This is a genomic window from Kitasatospora sp. NPDC098663, assembly GCF_044760075.1.
Taxonomy (GTDB): domain Bacteria; phylum Actinomycetota; class Actinomycetes; order Streptomycetales; family Streptomycetaceae; genus Kitasatospora.
Genome location: NZ_JBIWAP010000021.1, coordinates 83,280 through 102,542 on the forward strand (window position 1 = coordinate 83,280; position 19,263 = coordinate 102,542).

The 19,263-nt window shown below is 73.0% G+C and carries 16 protein-coding genes and 1 pseudogene; 9 read left to right on the top strand and 8 right to left on the bottom strand.

From position 1 onward, the window contains the following. Positions 1-189: 189 nt before the first annotated feature. Entirely contained in the window at positions 190-1,887 is a 1,698-nt protein-coding gene (locus ACIQVZ_RS22880) for a GAF domain-containing protein (RefSeq protein ID WP_350879863.1), read from the bottom strand. Positions 1,888-2,226: 339 nt separating this feature from the next. On the opposite strand from ACIQVZ_RS22880, the gene ACIQVZ_RS22885 reads away from it, so the two are divergent. After that, positions 2,227-3,093, top strand: coding sequence for a universal stress protein (locus ACIQVZ_RS22885; RefSeq protein WP_402452477.1), 867 nt, complete (start codon positions 2,227-2,229; stop codon positions 3,091-3,093). A gap of 156 nt (positions 3,094-3,249) precedes the next feature. On the opposite strand, the gene ACIQVZ_RS22890 is transcribed toward ACIQVZ_RS22885, so the two are convergent. Continuing rightward, complete coding sequence (locus ACIQVZ_RS22890; RefSeq protein ID WP_402452478.1) at positions 3,250-3,498, bottom strand: EF-hand domain-containing protein; 249 nt, start codon at positions 3,496-3,498, stop codon at positions 3,250-3,252. A 172-nt stretch (positions 3,499-3,670) separates the two neighbouring features. Between ACIQVZ_RS22890 and ACIQVZ_RS22895 the strand changes: the two genes are divergently transcribed. The 8 genes from ACIQVZ_RS22895 to alaS all read left to right on the top strand — a co-directional run bounded on the left by ACIQVZ_RS22895 (position 3,671) and on the right by alaS (position 13,318). Next, positions 3,671-4,363 carry a hypothetical protein gene (locus ACIQVZ_RS22895; RefSeq protein WP_402452479.1) on the top strand — a complete coding sequence of 231 codons (693 nt, stop codon included), beginning with the start codon at positions 3,671-3,673 and terminating at the stop codon, positions 4,361-4,363. Positions 4,364-4,554: 191 nt separating this feature from the next. Beyond that, positions 4,555-5,871 carry a helix-turn-helix domain-containing protein gene (locus tag ACIQVZ_RS22900; RefSeq protein WP_402452480.1) on the top strand — a complete coding sequence of 439 codons (1,317 nt, stop codon included), beginning with the start codon at positions 4,555-4,557 and terminating at the stop codon, positions 5,869-5,871. A gap of 104 nt (positions 5,872-5,975) precedes the next feature. Further along, entirely contained in the window at positions 5,976-6,173 is a 198-nt protein-coding gene (locus ACIQVZ_RS22905) for a hypothetical protein (protein ID WP_402452481.1), read from the top strand. Between the two features lie 61 nt (positions 6,174-6,234). Continuing rightward, positions 6,235-6,975: a hypothetical protein gene (locus ACIQVZ_RS22910; RefSeq protein WP_402452483.1), complete on the top strand. Its 741-nt coding sequence runs from the start codon at positions 6,235-6,237 to the stop codon at positions 6,973-6,975. A gap of 2 nt (positions 6,976-6,977) precedes the next feature. After that, entirely contained in the window at positions 6,978-8,276 is a 1,299-nt protein-coding gene (locus ACIQVZ_RS22915; protein WP_402452484.1) for a UDP-N-acetylglucosamine 1-carboxyvinyltransferase, read from the top strand. Positions 8,277-8,278: 2 nt separating this feature from the next. Then, complete coding sequence (locus ACIQVZ_RS22920; protein ID WP_402452486.1) at positions 8,279-9,322, top strand: serine hydrolase domain-containing protein; 1,044 nt, start codon at positions 8,279-8,281, stop codon at positions 9,320-9,322. Between the two features lie 11 nt (positions 9,323-9,333). Next, entirely contained in the window at positions 9,334-10,632 is a 1,299-nt protein-coding gene (locus tag ACIQVZ_RS22925) for an FAD-binding protein (RefSeq protein WP_402452487.1), read from the top strand. A 13-nt stretch (positions 10,633-10,645) separates the two neighbouring features. Beyond that, positions 10,646-13,318 (top strand): alanine--tRNA ligase, encoded by a 2,673-nt coding sequence (gene alaS / locus ACIQVZ_RS22930; RefSeq protein ID WP_402452488.1) that lies wholly within the window; start codon positions 10,646-10,648, stop codon positions 13,316-13,318. A gap of 79 nt (positions 13,319-13,397) precedes the next feature. Here the strand turns inward: alaS and ACIQVZ_RS22935 are convergent. The 6 genes and pseudogenes from ACIQVZ_RS22935 to ACIQVZ_RS22960 form a co-directional block, all read right to left on the bottom strand. Continuing rightward, positions 13,398-13,781 (bottom strand): annotated as a pseudogene (locus ACIQVZ_RS22935) (GNAT family N-acetyltransferase); the annotation flags it as partial. 345 nt (positions 13,782-14,126) lie between these two features. Continuing rightward, positions 14,127-14,987, bottom strand: coding sequence for a choice-of-anchor K domain-containing protein (locus ACIQVZ_RS22940; protein WP_402452490.1), 861 nt, complete (start codon positions 14,985-14,987; stop codon positions 14,127-14,129). A gap of 384 nt (positions 14,988-15,371) precedes the next feature. Then, the gene (locus ACIQVZ_RS22945) at positions 15,372-15,869 is read right to left on the bottom strand and encodes a copper chaperone PCu(A)C (protein WP_402452492.1); all 498 of its coding nucleotides are present in this window, start codon (positions 15,867-15,869) and stop codon (positions 15,372-15,374) included. After that, a complete protein-coding gene (locus ACIQVZ_RS22950) occupies positions 15,866-18,253 on the bottom strand; it encodes a heavy metal translocating P-type ATPase (RefSeq protein WP_402452493.1) in 2,388 nt (795 codons plus the stop codon). Before ACIQVZ_RS22950 ends, ACIQVZ_RS22945 begins: the two co-directional genes overlap by 4 nt. Further along, the gene (locus ACIQVZ_RS22955; protein WP_350879799.1) at positions 18,250-18,414 is read right to left on the bottom strand and encodes a hypothetical protein; all 165 of its coding nucleotides are present in this window, start codon (positions 18,412-18,414) and stop codon (positions 18,250-18,252) included. The genes ACIQVZ_RS22950 and ACIQVZ_RS22955 overlap by 4 nt, the downstream gene beginning before the upstream one ends. Before the next feature lie 387 nt (positions 18,415-18,801). Beyond that, on the bottom strand, positions 18,802-19,215 hold the full coding sequence (locus ACIQVZ_RS22960) for an NTP pyrophosphohydrolase (RefSeq protein WP_402452495.1): 414 nt from the start codon (positions 19,213-19,215) through the stop codon (positions 18,802-18,804). Between the last annotated feature and the right edge of the window lie 48 nt (positions 19,216-19,263).

A 19,263-nucleotide genomic window follows, 5' to 3' on the forward strand; every position in this document is an offset into this window, starting at 1 on the left:
AATGCTCATCCGTGCTCGGCGAACGGCGACTCTACCGTCGAACATGCGTGGCGACAATGGATGTTGAGAGCGTTCTTCGAGGGGGGCGTGCCCGACGTGTGAACCCGCCCGAGGGCGTTCGGTCGTTCGAGTAGGGACGGCGTGCGCGAGGGCGCGGAGCGGCGTGGGCGAAGGCTGGCTGACCGTACGTCAGGAGCCGAGCGGGGCCTCCCAGGAGAGCCGGGCGCCGCCGCCCTCGGCGGGCCCGATCGTGAAGGTGCCGCCCACCCGCTCGGCCCGCTCGGCGAGGTTGCGCAGCCCGCTGCGCCGGCCGCCCTCGGGTACGCCCACCCCGTCGTCGGCCACCACCAGGGCCACCCGCCCGGCGAGCGCCCGCAGCGTCACCTCCACCCGGCCCGCCCGCGCGTGCCGGGCGGCGTTGCTGAGCGCCTCGCCGAGGACGGCCACCACGTGGTCGGCCAGCTCCTGCGGCACGTCGGTGTCCAGCAGGCCTTCCATGCTCAGCCGGGGCGCGAAGCCGAGCGTCCCCTGCGCCTCGGCGACGACGCGGGTGGCGCGGGCGCGCAGGCCCCGGTCGGGCTCGCTGTGGGCGCGCAGCCCGAAGATCGTCGACCGGATGATCTTGATGGTCTCGTCCAGGTCCGCCACCGCGCGGGCGACCCGGTCGGCGGCTGCCGGGCTGTCGATCAGCCGGCCCGCGCTCTGCAGCGTCATCCCGGTCGCGAACAGCCGCTGGATCGCCAGGTCGTGCAGGTCCCGGGCGATCCGGTCCCGGTCCTCCAGCAGCGTCAGCTGCTCGGCGTCGCGCCGCCGCTCGGCCAGCTCCAGGGCCAGCGCCGCCTGGTCCGCGAAGCCCAGCAGCGGCCCGGTCTCGTCCGGCCCGAAGGCCGGCTGCCCGGCCGCGCGGGCCAGCAGCAGCACGCCCCGCCCGTACCCCGCCCCGGTGCCCAGCGGCACCGCGACCGCCGGGCCCAGCCCGTCGAAGCGCCCCGCCGGGCCCGCCGGGTAGCGGGCGTCGCAGGCCAGGTCGTCGCTGGTCACCGGCGAACCGGAGGCGTACGCGGCGCCCGACAGCGTGCCGTCCACCGGCACCGTCACCCCCAGCCGCGCGGCCGGCGCCCCGCCCAGCGCGACCTCCACCGTCAGCTCCTCCGCCCGCTCCTGCGGACCGTCCAGCGCCACCGAGACGTCGGCCAGCTCGGCGCCGGCGATCTCCCCCGCCCGGCGGGCGATCAGCTCCACCACCTCCAGCCGGGGCGCGCCCGACAGCAGGCTGCGGCTGATCTCCGCGCTGGCCCGCAGCCAGCGCTGGCGCAGCTGCGCCTCCTCGTACAGCCGGGCGTTGTCGATCGCCACCCCGGCCGCGACCGCCAGGGTGGAGATCACCGCCTCGTCATCCGTGTCGAAGTCCAGCCCGCCGCGCTTGTCGGTGAGGTACAGGTTCCCGAACACCTCGCCGTGCACCCGCACCGGCACCCCGAGGAAGGTGTGCATCGGCGGATGGTTCGGCGGGAAGCCCGCCGAGGCCGGGTGCTCGGACAGCACCGGGCAGCGCAGCGGCTGCGGGTCGCGGATCAGCTCGCCGAGGATGCCCCGGCCGGACGGCGGCGGGCCGATCTCGGCGATCTCCTCCTCGGACAGCCCCACCGTCAGGAACTGCGACAGCGAGTGCCCGTCCGGGCCGATCACCCCGAGCGCGGCGTAACGGGCGTCCACCAGATCGGCGGCGGCCTCGACGATCCGGTGCAGCGCCTGGCCGAGATCCAGCTCCCGGCCGACCGCGAGCACCGCCTCCAGCAGGCTGTGCACCCGGTTCTGGGTGCCGCGCGCCGCGTCGATCCGCCACTGGAGCTCCTCCAGCAGCTCGTCCAGGCGCAGCCGGGGCATCCGCGCGCCGCCAACCGCCGCGCTGCCGTCCGCTCCGCCCACCGCTGTCCTCCTCGTACTCGCCCTGGCCCGTCCTCCACCCGCCGCCGGAGGGCGCCGGGTGCCGCCCGATCAGGGCGATTGCCGGAATCACGGTAGTGCCCGGGTGTCGGTACCCCGCACGCCGGGGTGCGCCGTACGCTCCCACGGGCGGGCCTTTCGTCCCGTCGCCGAAGGGCCTGCCGCCTCTGTCGCGAGGCCCTGGCGGACCGCCAGGGTGGGGGAGGAGCGGACGGGCCGTCAGTGCGCGCACCGTCCCCGCGCCGCCCCGCCAAGCGCCGACACAGTGGAGGAACCCTCATGACGCCATCCGTCCTGGCCGGGGTCGACGGCTCGCCGGAGAGCACCACCGCCGCCCTCTGGGCCGCCGACGAGGCAGTGCTCCGGGGTGCCCCGCTGCGCCTGGTGCACGCCTGGCCGTGGCTGACCGACGGCGTGGCCACCTTCGCCGAGCCCGACGACCTGCCGGCCGCCGCGCAGCGAGTCCTGGCCTCGGCCGCCGACGCGATCCGCGAGCGCCACCCCGACCTGGAGGTGCACACCGACGCCGTCCTGGACGCGCCGGTGGACGGCCTGGTCGCCGCGGCCGCGGACGCCGCCCTCCTGGTGCTCGGCTCGCGCGGCCTCGGCGGCTTCACCGGGCTGCTGCTCGGCTCGGTCGGCATGGCCGCGGCCGCCCGCAGCACGGTGCCGGTGGTCGTGGTGCGCGAGCCGGGCGCGCCCGAGGGGGCCGGCGACGGAGTGCCCGAGGTGCTGGTCGGCGTCGACGCGCACGCCCCTGAGGAGGAGGTGCTCGCCTTCGCCTTCCAGGAGGCCGCCCTGCGCGGCGCCCGGCTGCGGGCCGTGCACGGCTGGGACCTCCCACCGGTCTTTGGCTACGCCGGCGGGGCCGTGCCGCCCACCGAGATCGCCCAACTGGAGGCGCTGGAGGCCAAACTGCTCACCCTCGCCCTGGCCGGCCAGCGCGAGCGGCACCCGGACACCGCGGTGATCGAGGACGTCCGGCTCGGCTCCGCCCGCGGCCTGGTCGAAGCCTCCGCCGGCGCCGCCCTCCTCGTCGTCGGCCGCCGCCACCGCTCCCTCGACTTCGGCCCCCGCCTCGGCCGCGTCGCCCACGCCGCCCTGCACCACGCCCAGTCCCCGGTCGCCGTCATCCCCCACGCCTGACCGGCTGCCCGTCAGCGCACGCTCGGAAAGCGTGCCGGGTTCGCCCCCTCGCGAGTTCGAATCTCGCATCCGCCGCCTTTGCCTGGCAAGGCAGTTGAAGGCCCCGACCGGGTTTCCGGTCGGGGCCTTCTTCGTGCCGCGGTCTCAGTTCTGGTCTCAGTTGCTCTGGACCCGCCCCTTGGCGACCTTGCCGGACTTGTCGGTACCGGTGATCTCCACCAGTGTCCGCCACAGGTTGTCGGTGCCCTTGGTCAGCAGCTGCCACCCGTCCTTGCCGGGAGCGACCCCGATCACCGCACCCAGGGACAGCGTCAGCAGATCGAAATCGGCTTTGTCGACGGAGCCGTCGTGGTCATTGTCGAGCATGCGGAACAGCCCCTCGGCGCGCTCGGCCGCTGTTGCCATGGAGATCACCTGTCCTATTCGGTCCAGTAGTTGACGAACCGTCGAAGCGCCTCAGGCCATCCGACCCCTTGAAGTGAAGCTTCATCACAGATCATCCGATCGGTAGAATGCTCGCCCTCCAGGGATTCAGCGTGGGGCCGCTACTGAGCGGAGGGCCATACCGCCGTCAGCCGTGGTGTCGGCCACAGCAGGAAGACGCATTCGCGCCGAACACCATCAGGCCGCAGCCCTCCGCTCGGCCGCCCAGGAACTCCTGAACACGGCCGACTCCGGCGAGGACGGCGCCACCGCCGCCGCCCTCCTGTCCACCGCCGTGTTCGTCCTGATCGCCATCGCCCGCTGGCGCGAAGCCCACGGCCACCGCAAGCAGGCCACAGCCGCCCAGCAGTGCCTCGTCCACCTGCGAACCGCCTACCGGCAGACCGCCGAGCCCGTCATCGCCGACCTCACCCGCCGCACCCCCACCCCCAAGGCCACCGACCGCCTCGCCACCCACGTCCGGACCACCGTCCCCGAGCACGCTCAGCGCATCCTCGCCGCCCCCTCCTGGCACGCCCTGGCCGCCGCACTCGCCCAGGCCGAATCAGCTGGCCAGCCGCCCCACCGCGCCATCGCCGAGGCCGCCCAGCAACGGGAGTTGACCACCACCGACCGCCCCGCCGAAGTCCTCCTCTGGCTCCTCCTCAACGTCCGCCACCAGGTCTTCGTCCGCTGCCGCTGCGCGGCCGCATGGCGCGAGGCCGACCTCACCCGCGCGTACTTCGACCTCCACTTCACCGCCCCCGAACACGAGTGGGACGACTGCGACACCGCAATGCAGGCGCTCGGCTTCGACGGGCTCCTGGCCGGCACCACCTGGTCGTGACCCAGCCCCTGAGACCTGCCCACCCGGCTGGCCTCAGGGGCTCCTGGGCTACACCAGACACATGCACCGGCGGCAGCATCAGCACGGCAGCGCGGTGAACGCCGGCGTCGCCCCGAAAGCCCTACACCGCGCCCCCGATCATCGGTACGGTAGCCCTCCGTAATGGCTTCAACACGATGCTGGGGGCCGGCGTGGGGAGCAGTGGCATCACGTTCGGCAAGTTCATCGCACTCCGCCGCGCCGAGATGGAGTGGACGCAGCTCCGTCTCGCCGCCGAGCTCGACCGCAGCGAGGTCTGGATGTCGCTGGTGGAACGCGACCTGCAGCAGGTAAAGGATCTGACTCTGCTGCGTCGCCTCGCGGCGGTGCTGGGTTGCGAGCTCAGCGAGCTGATGGCCTTACCGCAGCCAGCCGCGGATCGGTCGAGGTCCCGCCCCCGCAAGTCCGCCTCCGCTACGCTGACGAGCACTTCCGCTGCCGAGGAGGACGATGTGCGACGCCGCCCGTTCCTGACCCTGGCGGCTGCCGCCCTGTTCGCCCCGGTTGCCGGCCAGCAGGCCGCACATGCCGAGACAGGCTCGCCCTTGGCCGGTCTGGAAGACCTGCTGCTCTACGGGCCGGGCCGGATTCCAGCTCCTCGGCGCGAGCCGACCAAGGAGTCAGTCACCGCCTCACTCCTGACATCGCGCCAGGAGTTCAAGGCGGCCAAGTACGACGCACTCGCCGGGGCCCTGCCCGTGCGGATCGCCGCCGCGCAGATGGCCGGTACGCCGGAGGAGCGCGCATGCAACGTCGCCCAGCTCTACAACCTCGCCGTCCGACTGTGCATCAAGGTCGGCGACAACAACCTGGTCGCCATCACCGCAGACCGCGCGCTGACCTCCGCCCGCGCGGGCGGTGACCCTCTGGTCGTCGCCGAGTCCCAGCGGATGGTCTCCAGCTCCTGGCGCCGCCAAGGCAGCCTCGCCCGAGCAACCGACATCGTGGTGGTCGCCGCCGAAGACCTCCTCGCCGACACCACGGTGTCCGAGTCCGCCCGTCTGGCTGCCCGCGGCGACCTGTACGCCACCGCTGCCTACACCGCCGCGAAGACTGGCGACCGCGCCTACTCGCACTCGCTGATCCATGAGGCTGCTGACAGTGCCGCTGCTGCCAGCCGGGCCTCTGGTCTGATGGACGGCGTCCAAGGCGTCGCCCTGCACGAGTTGTCGGTGCACTACGAGTTGGGCGACGCTGGCCGGGCGATCGAGCTGGCCTCCACGATCGACCCCGCCGCTCTGCCGACCGCCGAGCGGCAGGCCCGCTTCTTCATCGACGTGGCCCGCGCATTCGACCAGTGGGGCAAGCCCGAACAGTGCTACCGGGCTCTGCTGGCCGCCGAGGAGGCGGCCCCGCAGGAAATCCGCCGCGGTGCCGTCCGCGACCTCGCCACCACCCTGCTGCGACACGACCGCAAGCTGCCCGGCGTACGGGACTTCGCCGTCCGAGCGGGCGTTCAGATCATCTGACCCGTAGCCGGACTACGGCCCGTAGTCCGGCTACGGATCCGGCCTTTCGCCTGGCGGTTCACTGGGGAACGTCCACCCCTCCCTCTGCTGTCGAAGACCCTCCCATGCCAACGCCCAGCACCTCCCTGCCGCCCGCTGGCCAGCGGCACGCCGCCCCGGCGGACCGCGACCGGCTCGGCACCTTCCTCACCGCCTCCTGGGCCGCCCTGCACCTACCCGTGCTCGCCCTGGCTGTCCACAACCACCCGGCCGAGGCCAGCCCCCGGATGGCGGCGGCCGTGCTTGACCTGTCTGCCTCCTGAGGCCCCGGGGCCGTCGCGACGGCCCCTTCTTCCACTCGCTTGCCCGAGAGGAGATCCAGCCATGCACCGGCTGACCGACGCGCCCGCACTGCACACCGAGCTGGAGCGCATCGACTACCGCACCACCCCTGAGTACTACTTCGACACCGAACACGTCACCGACCCGGTCGTGCTGGAGCTGCTGAACTGCTGCCCGACCGTCTTCGGCCTCAAGAAGGCCATCACCGACCTGCTGGCCGGCCACCTGGACATCCCGCTGCCGGAGGCGACCGGGATCATCGAGCCCGGCGCCACCGTCCGGGGCCACGTGATCGTGGCGCCCGGGGCCGTCATCGCCGAAGGCGCGTTCGTCACCGGTCCGGTGCTGGTCTGCCCCGGCGCGGTGATCGAGGCAGGGGCCCGGGTGCGCGACAACACCGTCGTCGGCCCCGGCTGCCGGATCGGCTTCGGCGCGGAGGTCACCCGCTCCCTCCTCGTCGGCGGTGTCTTCATGAAGCACACCAGCTTCGTCGGGGACTCCGTGCTCGGCCTCGGCGTCAACATCGGCGCGTTCGTCTCCACCACCGGCCTGCGGGTCACCTCCGGACCGGTCACCGAACCGGCCACCGAAGAGGTCTGCGCCCACCTCGACGGCCGGCGCATCGCCACCGGCCAGACGAAGTTCGGCGCGGTGGTCGGCGACGGCGTGATCGTTCCCGCCGGAACCGTGCTCCAGCCCGCCACCCTGATCGGCGCGCACACCCTGCTCTACCCGAAGACCCAGGTCGGGGGCTTCTTCCCGGCCGGAAGCCAGGGAAGGTGACCATGCCCACCACCGACACCACCGCCGACGCGCGGGCCGTGCGCATCACCGGTGGCCACCGCCTGGTCGGCACCACCACCGTGCAGGGCAGCAAGAACATCGCCCTGCACCTGTATGCCGCCGCCATCCTGGCCGACGACCCGCTGACTCTGGTCGGCGCCCCCGAGATCCTGGACACCCTGGTCGTCGCCGACATCCTGCACCGCACCGGCACCCGCGCCACCGTGACTGGCGACGAGTTCGCCACCCGCCCGGCCGACTCCTACTTCCCGGTCATCCCGGACGACCTCGGACGGCGCATCCGCACCACCGCGGTGATGGGCGGCGCCCTGCTGGCCCGCTCCGGCAAGGTCACCTTCCCCACCCCCGGCGGGGACGCCTTCTGCGCCCGCTACATCGACCGGCACCTGGCCGCGATGGAAGCCGCCGGGGCCGAGGTCGAGGTGAGCCGGGGCCGGGTGCGGGCCCGTTTCACCGGCAAACGGCTGCCGTTCATCACCGACGCCGAGACCCGCTCGTGGGGGCCGAGCCTGGGCGCGACGGTCACCGCGATGCTGCTGGCCGCCCGAACCCCGGGCACCTCCACGATCCTCAACCCCAGCGTGGAACCCGAGGTCACCCACACCGCTGCCTTGCTCTCGCAGGCCGGCGTCGGCATCGAGTGGCGGGGCAGGGCGGCTCTCAACCTGACCGGCACCGACCGGATCCGGGGCGGGGTGTTCACCGTGCCGCCAGACCGTCTGGAGGCCGCCACGCTCGCGCTGGCCGCCGCCATCACCGGCGGCACCGTCCACCTGGACGGCTTCCCGCCCGCCGCGTTCCCGGACGGGCTGGTGTCGGTGTTCGCCGACGCCGGAATCCAGCTCGACCCGCTGGACGGCGGAACGGCCGTCAGCACCCCGGCCGGGCCGCGACCGGTACAGATGGCCACCGGCCCGCACCCGGGCTTTCCGACCGACGTGCAGCCGCAGCTGACCGCCTTCCTCACCCAGGCCGAGGGCAACTCCCGCATCGACGAGCGGATCTACACCCAGCGCGACACCCACCTGCCGGCCCTCACTGCGTTCGGCGCCGCCGTCAACGCGACCGGCTCGGTGATCACCGTCCAAGGCCGGTCCGCCCTCACCAGCGCCGACGTGGCCGGGGAGGACATCCGGGCGGTGACCGCGCTCGTGATCGCTGCCCTGGCCGCCGAGGGCACCTCTACGATCCGAGGGATGTACCACCTGCGGCGCGGATACGGCAGCCTGCTGCCGAAGTTGGCCGCGCTCGGTGCCCACCTGACGATCGACCAGGAGTAGCCGTGACCACCACCGTGCCGTGGAAGCCGAACGCGCTCGCCGACCTGCGCGAGTGCCTGGACCTGACGACCGCAGACGGCACCGTGCCCGGTGGCGTCATCGCCCACGGCACCTTCGACACCGACCCCGGCTACCTGGCCTGCGGCGTCGTCGCCCCCGAGTGCGGCGACGCCCGGCCGGGGCCGGACACGGTGTATGACGTCGCGTCGCTGACGAAGGTCCTGGCCACCTGGCCGCTGGTCGGCACCTCCCTCATGGATGGCTTCACCCTGGACACCCCGATGCGCGAGCTGCTGCCCGGCATCCCGGCCGAGGCACCCGGCGGTCAGGTGACGGTCGGCCAGATTCTGTCGCACACCTCCGGCCTGCGGGCCGACACCCGCCTCGACCAGTACCGGCACCGCGCCGAGCCGCTTGCCCACCTGATCTGCGGAGAGCCGCTGATCGCCGCCCCCGGAGCCGGACACCGCTACATCAACCGCGGCTTCATCCTCCTCGGCCTGGCCCTGGCCCACTGTCGCGGCCGGCGCCTGGACGAGCTGGCGGCCGAGCTCTGGCAGGACCTCGGCATGACGAGCACGACCTACGGACCAGTGCCCCGCTCCGCTCAGGTCGCCCCGACCGAGCAGCGGTTGACCGGCGGTCCCCGGCTGTGGGGGACGCCGCACGACGACAACGCCGCCCTGCTCGGCGGAGTCGCCGGCCATGCCGGGGTGTTCACCACCCCGGCCGACCTCGCCGTCTTCGCCACCCACCTGCTGTCCTCGCACGCCACCGATGGGCCCCTGGGCCGCTGGCTCACCGCCAGCATGCAGCCGCAGGCCGAGATCGAACCCGGCCTCGACCGTGGCCTGGCCTGGATCCTCGCCGACGAGGGCCGGGTCGCCTACCACCACGGCTTCACCGGCACCAGCCTCTACCTCGCCCCCGCCACCGGCCGCTACCTGGCCATCTGCACCAACGCCGTCTACCACCACCAGGACAACCGCACCAGCCTCGCCCCACTCCGGGCCCTCGCCCTCAAGGCGATCACCGACGAACCCTAGGAGGGCCACCCGTGCCCAGCACCACGCTTGCCTCCCTCACCACCCTGCGGCTCGGTGGCCCGGCCAGCGACGTCCTGCAGGTCGCCGATCCCGACGACTGGTTCGAACTGGTCCGTACGATCGGCGACCGGCAGCAGGACGCGCCCCTCACCCTCGGCCACGGCAGCAACGTCATCGCCGCCGACACCGGCCACGAGGGCACCGTCGCCGTGATGAACATCCGGGGCATCACCGTGAAGCGGGTGGGCGACGACACGGTGGCCGCGACCGTCCAGGCCGGCCACCCGCTCGCCGACCTCGTCCAGTGGGCCGCAGCCGAACACCTCGCCGGGATCGAGTGCCTGGCCGGCATACCGGGCACTGTCGGCGCCGCCCCCGTCCAGAACGCCGGAGCCTACGGCCAGCAGGTCTCCGACGCCCTCGACCACCTCGCCGCATGGGATTGGGACATGGGCCGACTGCGGCCCCTGCCCGCCCAGGCATGCCGCCTCCGCCACCGCGACAGCCGCTTCAAGAGCGACCCCGGCCGCTGGACCATCCTCACCGCGACGTTCCACCTCACCCGCTCACCGGCTGCCCCGATCACGTACCAGCCGCTCGCCGACGAACTCGGCGTCCAGGTCGGCGCCCGTCCGCTCGTCGCCGAGGTGACCGCCGCAGCCCTCGTCAACCGTCACGGCCGGGGACTCCTCCTCGACCCCCACGGTCCCGATGCCCGCCAGGCCGGATCGGTCTTCCTCAACCCACCCGTCACCGCCGGGAGAATTGGAAAGCGTGTTGGGTCCACCCCCTCACGAGTTCGGATCTCGCATCCGCCGCCTTCGCCCGCCAGGGCAAACGAAGGGCCCGACCGCACTGCGATCGGGCCCTTCGTCGTTCCGTGGTTGCCGTTCTGGTTGCAGTTGCCGGGACCCACCGGGGACCGGTCGCACGACCGCATCCGGTGGGCAGGCTCTCTGGCCGATCCGTCGCGTTCGCACCCGTTGGGCACCGCTCCTCTGGCAGGGGGCTGTCCATGGCCGCGTCCGAAAGAACCCGGAAGATCATCTCCTGGTGGGCATCGGCCACAAGGAGGACAACCCCAAGCGATCTTGACACCGGACCGGCTACTGTTGGCGGCGCAGCCGCAGCGGACCGTTGCGTCCCATGTCGGCTGCGCCACCTCAGAGCGACGGATACCGGAGTCATGGTCTACACCGTGGGGGCGCGAGCTATCTGCGCCGAGCTGGAGAACTGAGAACCACTCAGTCCTCGTTCTCGGCCCGGCTCGGCGTGTGATCACCCCACCTCTCTCCGCGACTCTTCCGTGAGGGCCATACCGCCATGCGCTCGACGCAGATCCGCTCCGCCTTCCTGGACTTCTTCACCTCGCGTGGCCACCGCCACGTCCCGTCCAGCCCGCTCATCCCCTCCGACCCGACCCTGCTGCTGGCCAACGCCGGCATGAACCAGTTCAAGCCCTACTTCCTGGGCGAGGTCACCCCGGAGTACCCCCGCGCCACCACCATCCAGAAGTGCGCCCGCACCTCCGACATCGACAACGTCGGCCGCACCAACCGGCACGCCACGTTCTTCGAGATGATGGGCAACTTCTCCTTCGGCGACTACTTCAAGGCCGACGCCATCGCCTACGCCTGGGAACTCCTCACCCAGGGCTACCACTTGGAGAAGGACCGTCTCTGGATCACCGTCCACCAGGACGACGACGAGGCCGAGCAGCTCTGGCGCAGGATCGGCGTCCCCGCCGACCGCATTCAGCGGCTCGGCGCGGACAACTTCTGGGACATGGGCGTCCCCGGGCCCTGCGGTCCCTCCTCCGAGCTCAACTACGACCGGGGCCCGGCCTTCGGCCGCGAAGGCGGACCGGCCGTCGACGGCGAACGCTACGTCGAGATCTGGAACCTCGTCTTCATGCAGTCCCTGCGCGGCGAGGACGACGACAACGGCACCTTCCCGATCCTCGGCGACCTCGCCCGGCAGAGCATCGACACCGGCCTCGGCCTCGACCGCCTCGCCGCCATCCTCCAGGACGTCGAGAACGTCTGCGGCACCGACCTGCTCCTGCCCACCCTCACCACCGTCCAGGAACTCGCCGGCCGCGACTACCCAGGCTGCGGCCCCGGCGGCGAGGAGAAGGTCTCCTTCCAGGTCGTCACCGAGCACGCCCGCTCCATCGCCTACCTCATCGCGGACGGCGTCCTGCCCGCCAAGGACGGCCGCGGCTACGTCCTGCGCCGCCTGATGCGCCGCGCGATCCGCCACGCCCGTCTACTCGGCATCGACCAGCCCGTCCTGGCCCCGGCCACCGCCAGCGTCATCGCCAACCTCAGCGACGTCTGGCCCGAACTGGTGGGCCAGGCCGCCCTCATCGAGCAGGTCGTCACCGCCGAGGAGGAGTCCTTCACCCGCACCCTCACCCAGGGCGCCCGGCTGCTCAACGCCGCCGTCACCCGCAGCCGCGAGGGCCGCTCCACCACCCTCACCGGCGACACCGCCTTCGAACTGCACGACACCTACGGCTTCCCCGTCGAGCTGACCATCGAGGCCGCCCGCGACGCCGGCCTGAGCGTCGACGAGGACCGCTTCACCGCCCTGCTCGCCGAACAGCAGAAGCGCGCCAAGGCCGGCGGCAAGGCCAAGACCGCCGAGGCCCTGCGCCGCCAGGACGCCTACCGCGAACTGTCCTCCCGCCACGGCCGCACCGACTTCACCGGCTACGACCGCCTCGACACCGAGGCCACCATCCTCGGCGTCGTCTCTGACGGCACCGTCGTGCCCGGCGCCGACCAGGGCGACACCGTCGAACTGGTCCTGGACCGCAGCCCGTTCTACGCCGAATCCGGCGGCCAGGTCGGTGACACCGGCACCATCCGCACCGCCGGCGGCGCGCTCCTGGAGGTCCTGGACACCAGGCTCGGCCTGGAGGGCTTCCACGTTCACACCGTCCGCGTCCGCGAAGGCGAGATCCGCACCGGCGAGCAGGCCGAAGCCCTCGTCGACGGCCCGCGTCGCGATGCCGTCGCCCGTTCCCACTCCGCCACCCACGTCCTGCACGCCATGCTCCGCCGCACCCTCGGCGATTACGCCCGCCAGCACGGCTCCCTCGTCGACGCCGGGCGCCTGCGCTTCGACTTCGCCCACTTCTCCGCCCTCGACCGCACCCAGCTCGCCGCCATCGAGGCCCTCGTCAACGACCACCTCCTCGACGACCCCGAGGTCCGCATCTGGCACGCCACCCGCTCCGAAGCCGAGGCCGCCGGAGCCACCGCCCTCTTTGGTGAGAAGTACGGCGACCACGTCCGCATCGTCGACATCGGCGACTTCTCCCGAGAACTCTGCGGCGGCACCCACGTCCCTCACGGCGCGGGCGCCGGCCCCGTCCGCATCCTCGGCGAAGCCTCCGTCGGCTCCAACCTCCGCCGCATCGAAGCCCTCACCGGACGCGACGCCCTCACCCACTACGACACCGAACGCCGCCTCCTCGAAGAACTCTCCACCCTTCTCGGCACCCGCCCCCAGGACGCCCCCGACACCCTCCGCAAGCGCCTCGACGCCCTCACCACCGCCCAACAGGAACTCGCCCGCCTCCGCGACGCCGAGCTCCGCACCCGCGCCCGGCAGCTCGCCGCCTCCGCCCGCACCGTCCCCGGCGGCCGAATCGTCACCGAGAACGTCACCGAGAACGTCACCGGCCTCGGCCCCGACGAACTCCGCACCCTGGCCACCGACACCGCCGACCTCCTCGGCGACGACCACGCCGTCGTCATCCTCGGCACCGAACACGACGGCAAGGCCCTCCTCGCCGCCGCGATCACCCGCAGCCTCCACGACACCGGCACCCAGGCCAGCCAGATCCTCATCCCGGCCGCCCGCACGGTCGGTGGCGGAGCCGGCGGCAAGGGCCCCATTGCCAGCGCCGGTGGACGTCATGCCGGAGCACTCGACAAGGCGCTCGCCATCGCTGTCCAGGACGCGACCCGAGTTCTCGGCCAGTAGCCCCAGGTCATCCATGGCACGGGTTGCCGGTGCCTCCCCCTCACCGGGGAGGCACCGGCAACCCGTGCCGCGTCCTGTGTCAGGCCGCCGCCAGGTCCTTGAGGAGGACCACGCTCTCGTAGTTGGTCACATCCCACCGCCACGTCCCGACCGGCACGTACCCCCGCCGGCGGTACCAGCCAAGCACCTCGGTGGCCTCGGCCGATGTGTCGATCGCGACCTGGGCTGAGCCGAGAGCAGCGACCCGTGCCTCCGCGAGTGCCAGCAGACGCTGCCCGAGTCCCGTCCCTCGCTGTGAGGGGGCCACCGCAAGCTGCCAGAACGAACCGGCACCCGCCGGGGCCGGGTACCTCTCCGGTGCCTCGTACGGAGCCGCCAACGTCACGGTGCCCACCAACTCAGTCCCGATCAGAGCTATCCAACACTCGCCCTTCCTCAGGCGGTTGGCCGTGTCCTGGACGGACTGGTACGAGGCGAAGAAGACTCGCCCAGCGGCGACGTGATCGGATTAAGCGCGGTGAAGCAGACGCGTCAGTCCCTCAACGGAGTCATCCTGGGTGAAGCGCCGCAGCACGACCGGTTCGCCGGGGCGTGGCGACATCGCCCCTTGAGTCGATCGCCTGTTCACGTGATCAAGTGTCGGGTGAGCGGCGATCTGCCGCCCGCTGAACCGTGGTCCCTGCGCCCGATCGAGCCCTCGACCAGGCAGAACCCGATCATCTGTGGTCGCGGTTCTGGTCTCAGCCACGTAGCGGGGCCACGCAGCCAGTGCTCGACCCTTCCCGCAGCCCGCCGACAAGGAATGAGGTCAGGGAGCCTCAGTGCCGTAGCCGTAGTGGTGGACGGCTGCGCCCTCGGTGTCGAAGAGGTGTGCGGTGTCGCCCTTGTCGTTCCAGATGGCGCGTCCGCTACCGAAGGAGTAGCCGCCCCATTCGGCATGGACTTCGTTGGTGTAGACACGGATTCGCTGGCCGGCCTTGAGGGTGGTGCCGGGCGGGAAGGTGAAGTTCTGGCCGGGGTCGTCGGCGTGGAGGAGCCAGCCGGAGATGTCCGCGTGCGCCGTGCCCTGGTTGACGATCTCGACGTACTCGTCGGCCTGGGTGTACTTGACAGTGCCCTTGTGGCAGACGTCGGTGATGATGACGTCCGGAGCGCCGACGCGGGAGAGCACGGCAACGATGTCGGCGCTGTTGGCGCCGTTCTCGGGGCTGAGGAACTTGTTGACGATCTTTCCGTTCCGCTTGAAGCCGGTGATCACGGCGGCGTATTCCTCGCCGTCGATGGTCACGCTCTCCGGGGACACCCGGGTGGGCAGGTCGACCTCGTCATCATGAACGGGGCCGACGTTGGGCGTCTCGAAGTGGTGGAACCTGAAGCTGAACTCGCGGTCCTTGCTGTCCTCTTCGAACCGGATGCGCACCACGAGATCGACATCGAACCGGTCGACGCCACCACCGTAGATGGGGAAGTTCTGGTGGGTGAAGGTGCCCAGTACCACCTCTGAACCGTCAGCCTTCATCTCGATCATCCCACCGGCGAACGAGTAGCCGCTCTTGCCGCCCCCACCTGCGGGAGTGCCCCAGGTGACGTGGCCGGTGTTGAGGCCCGAGACGTTGGGCGGGGTCGGGGTGACAGCAGTCCAGGTTCCCGACGTCGTGACTTTGGACATGCTCAGACCACTCCTCGATTTGATGGGCACATCGCGCGCAAGGACGGTTGCGTGCGTTTCGTCGGCAGCCAATGCTGCGGCCGACCTCAGGAAGGCCTTCGCCGACTGACACCCCCACTCTCCCAACTGCTCAGGCGATTCCTGCGCAAGGATGCCCTCGCATCACTCGTCCGAGTGATGGGGCACCTCGTGGCAGCACGGCACCCGTGTAGGCCCGCCTTCGCCGGCGTGTCGGGGGCAACTCCGTACGAGTTCGAATCTCGTATCGTCCTCCGACGGATGGCCCGGACCGCACAGCGGTCCGGGCCATCGGCGGTTCCGGGTCTCGCCCCGACGGGTGTCGGGGACCAGTCGGCCGGGGGTGCCAGGCCGTCGTCGGCCCGGTCAGCGGGGGCGGGTGCCCGGGGGGAGGACTTGGGCCTTGAGGTGGAGGTCCGGGCTGTGGCGGAAGCCGAGGGTGAAGTCCACCCATTGGCCGGCCCGGAGGGGTGGGGGGTCGGCGATCATCAGGTCGGCGTCCTCCGGGGCCATCGCCAGCTCGCCGCGGCCCGGGACCGGGAGGGTGGCCACCGGCTCCCAGCGGCCTGCGGCGCCCTGGTGGAGGTGTCGCTTGATCGTGATCCTGCCGCCGAACTCCCAGCTGGCGGAGGTCAGTTCGTCCGGCACGTCGCCCGGGTTGCGGATCGTGAAGAACGCCGCCGTGGCCGGGGCCGCGCCCGCCGTCGGCAGGAGCAGCCAGCCCGGGCCGGCCTCCACCGGCCGGGGCCGCCCGGCCCCGCCGACCGCCGTCCACCCGGTCAGCAGCACCAGCGTCAGCGCCGCCGCGCCCACCGGTGGGCCGACCACCCGCAGCCGTCCGATCGCGCTCGTCGCCGCGCTCATCGCCGCGCCCCCTTCCGGGCCGCCGAGGTGCCGCGCCCGGGCTGCCAGGTGCGCAGCCGCAGGCTGTTGCCGACCACCAGCAGCGAGCTGAGCGACATCGCCACCGCCGCCAGCATCGGGTTGAGCAGGCCGACGGCCGCCAGCGGGATCAGCACCACGTTGTAGCCGAAGGCCCACAGCAGATTGGCCCGGATCGTGCCGAGGGTACGCCGGGCCAACCGGACGGCGTCCACCACCGCCTCGATGTCGCCGCGCACCAGGGTGAGTCCGGCCGCGCCGATCGCGGCGTCGCTGCCCGAGGCCAGCGCCACCCCGAGGTCGGCCGAGGCCAGAGCCACCGCGTCGTTGACGCCGTCGCCGACCACCGCGACCGTCCGCCCGGCGCCCCGCAGCTCGGCCACCACCGCGGCCTTGCCCTCCGGCGAGGCCGCGGCGTGCACCCGTTCGATGCCCAGCTCGCGCGCCACCGCCCGGGCCGCGCCCGGGCCGTCGCCGGTCAGCAGGACGGTCTCCAGCCCCAGCCCGCGCAGCCGGTGGAGCGCCCGCCAGCTGCCCGAGCGCAGCGTGTCGCCGACGGCGAGCACGGCCGCGGCCCGCCCGTCCAGCTCGACCACCACGGCCGTGCGGCCGGTGTCCGAGGCGGCGGCGACCGCGTCCGCGAGGTCGGCGGGCAGCGGCTGCGCCGTGCCGTCCGGGCGGACCACCCGTATGCTCCGGCCCTCGACCACCCCGGACACCCCGACCCCGGTGGCGGCCGCGAAGCCGTCCACCGGGGGCAGCGGACCGCAGCGCTCCCGCGCGGCCGCCGCCACGGCCCGCCCGATCGGGTGCTCCGAGCGGTGTTCCACTGCGCCGGCCAGCCGCAGCACCGCACCCTCGTCGAGACCTTCGCCGAGACCCGAGCCGAGACCTTCGCCGAGACCCGAGCCGAGACCCGAGCCGAGACCCGAGCCGAGACCTTCGCCGAGCCTGGAGTCGAACCCCGAGCCGAGCTCAGAGTCGAAGCCCTGGGCGACCGTCACCGCCGCCAGTTCCATCCGCCCGGTGGTCAGCGTCCCGGTCTTGTCCAGCACCACGGTGTCGACCCGGCGCAGGCTCTCCAGTACCTCCGGGCCGCGCACCAGCACGCCCAGCTCCGCGCCCCGCCCGGTCGCCGCCAGCAGCGCCGTCGGGGTGGCCAGGCCCAGGGCGCACGGGCAGGCGACCACCAGCACCGCGACCGCCGCCGTCACCGCCGCCTGCGGGGCCGCGCCCGCGCCGAGCCAGAAGCCCAGCACGCACACCGCGCCCGCCAGCACGCACGGCACGAACACCCCGGCCACCGCGTCGGCGAGGCGCTGCGCCCGGGCCTTGCCGGCCTGGGCGTCCGCCACCAGCGCGGTGATCCGGGCGAGTTGGGTGTCGGCGCCGACGGCCGTCGCCCGTACCACCAGCGCGCCGCCGACGTTGACGGTCGCGCCGGCCACCGCGTCCCCGGGGCCGACCTCCACCGGCACGCTCTCCCCGGTCAGCAGGCTCAGGTCGAGCGCCGAACCACCCTCGACCACCACCCCGTCGGTGGCCACCCGTTCGCCCGGCCGCACCACGAACTCCTGCCCGGGTAGCAGCAGTTCGATCGGTACCAGGCGCTCCTCGCCGGTCCCGCCGTCCCGGACGCACACCTGCTTCGCGCCCAGTTCGGCCAGCGCCCGCAGCGCGGAACCGCTGCGCCGCCGCACCCGGCCCTCCAGCAGCCGCCCGGCCAGCACGAACAGCGGCACCCCGACGGCCGCCTCCAGGTAGACGTGCGCCGCGCCGCCGCCGTCCGCGGTCAGCGAGAACGGCATCCGCATGCCGACCTCCCCGGCGCCGCCGAACACCAGCGCGTACGCGGACCAGCCGAAGGACGCCACCACCCCCAGGCTGACCAGGGTGTCCATGGTGGCCGCCGCATGCCGTAGCCCCTGCCAGGCCCGGCGGTGGAACCCGGCCGACCCCCAGGTCACCACCGGGACGGCCAGCGCGAAGCAGACCCACTGCCAGGCGGGGAACTGCAGGGACGGCACCATCGACAGCACCACCACCGGGACGGCCAGCAGCGTCGTCACCAGCAGCCGCCAGCGCTCCGCCGGCTCCTCGTCCGGCAACCCGCCGCCCGCCCCCGCGGGCGCCGACTCGGCGGTGTAGCCCGCTCGTTCGACGGCCGCCACCAGCTCTGCGACCGACACCCCGGCCGGGTGCAGCACCCGGGCCCGACCGGTCGCCAGGTTCACCCCGGCCGTCACTCCGTCGATCCGGGCCAGCCGCTTCTCCACCCGGCCCACGCAGGCCGCGCAGGTCATCCCGCCGACCGCCAGATCGGTGCTCACCAGGGCCCCGGCGTCGGCCCCCGCGACCGGGCTCATCGCATCCCGCCCATGTCGTGCCCGCCCATCCCGGGCGCCCCGGGCGACGCGCCGCCCCCGGGCGTCAGCCCCGGGGACACCGGGCCCGCCTGCCGTCCCACCGCATACGCCACCACGAACACCACCACCAGCAGCAGGGCGAACCCCGCCAGCACACTCAAGGGCCGGACACCCGGCGACTTCGCACTCACCCCCCAGCAGTCGGACGGCGGGCGCGGTTGGTTCCCGTACGGTCCGAACCGGTGGGAGCGCCCTGGCGCCGCGGGCTCGGCGAGACCCGTACGGCAGGCCCCGGGCCCGGATTAATTCGGATGACGCACCCGATGTGACCAGGTAGCGTCGGGGACGGCGCCTCCCGATGCGCTGGGCCCCGGCTACTACCCGTCAACTAGGTGCCGGTGCCCGTGGTCGGTTCCGGGAGGCGCCCATACGCGTTCGGCCCCGGGGCCGTTCCAGCCCGTGACCCGAGGTCATGGCCAGGGGGGCTACGTCCCGGAACGGGTCCCGTTCGGTCCTGCCGCGCGCGACCGGCCCGAACGGGACCGGCCCTAACCCCGCACGCTGCGCGGCCCGGTGACCGCCGCGCCCAGCGCGCCGACCCGGGCCCGCAGTTCGCGGTCGGCGGTGACGACCAGGCAGTCCCGGTCCGGCTGTTCGGCCCTGGCCGCCCGGACCAGCTCGACGATCCGGTCGTCACCGCTGCCGGCCGCCGCGACCACCCGCACCTCGGGCAGTCCGTCCACGCCCCGGGCCGTGCCCTCCACGACCAGCACCACCTCCAGCGGTCCGGGCCGCTCCGGCAGTCCCTGCCCGGCGACGGCGACCAGCGCGTCCCGCAGCCGCTCGGCGGCGCCCCGCCGATCCCGCCACCACCCGTCGGGCACCGACCCGACCACGTTGGCCCCGTCGACCACCAGCAGCGGCAGCCCGCCCGGGGCCCCGTCCGCGTCCCTGTGCTCCATGGCGTCTCCCATGGCCGCCAAGCCTGCCACGCCCTGCCACGCCCTTCG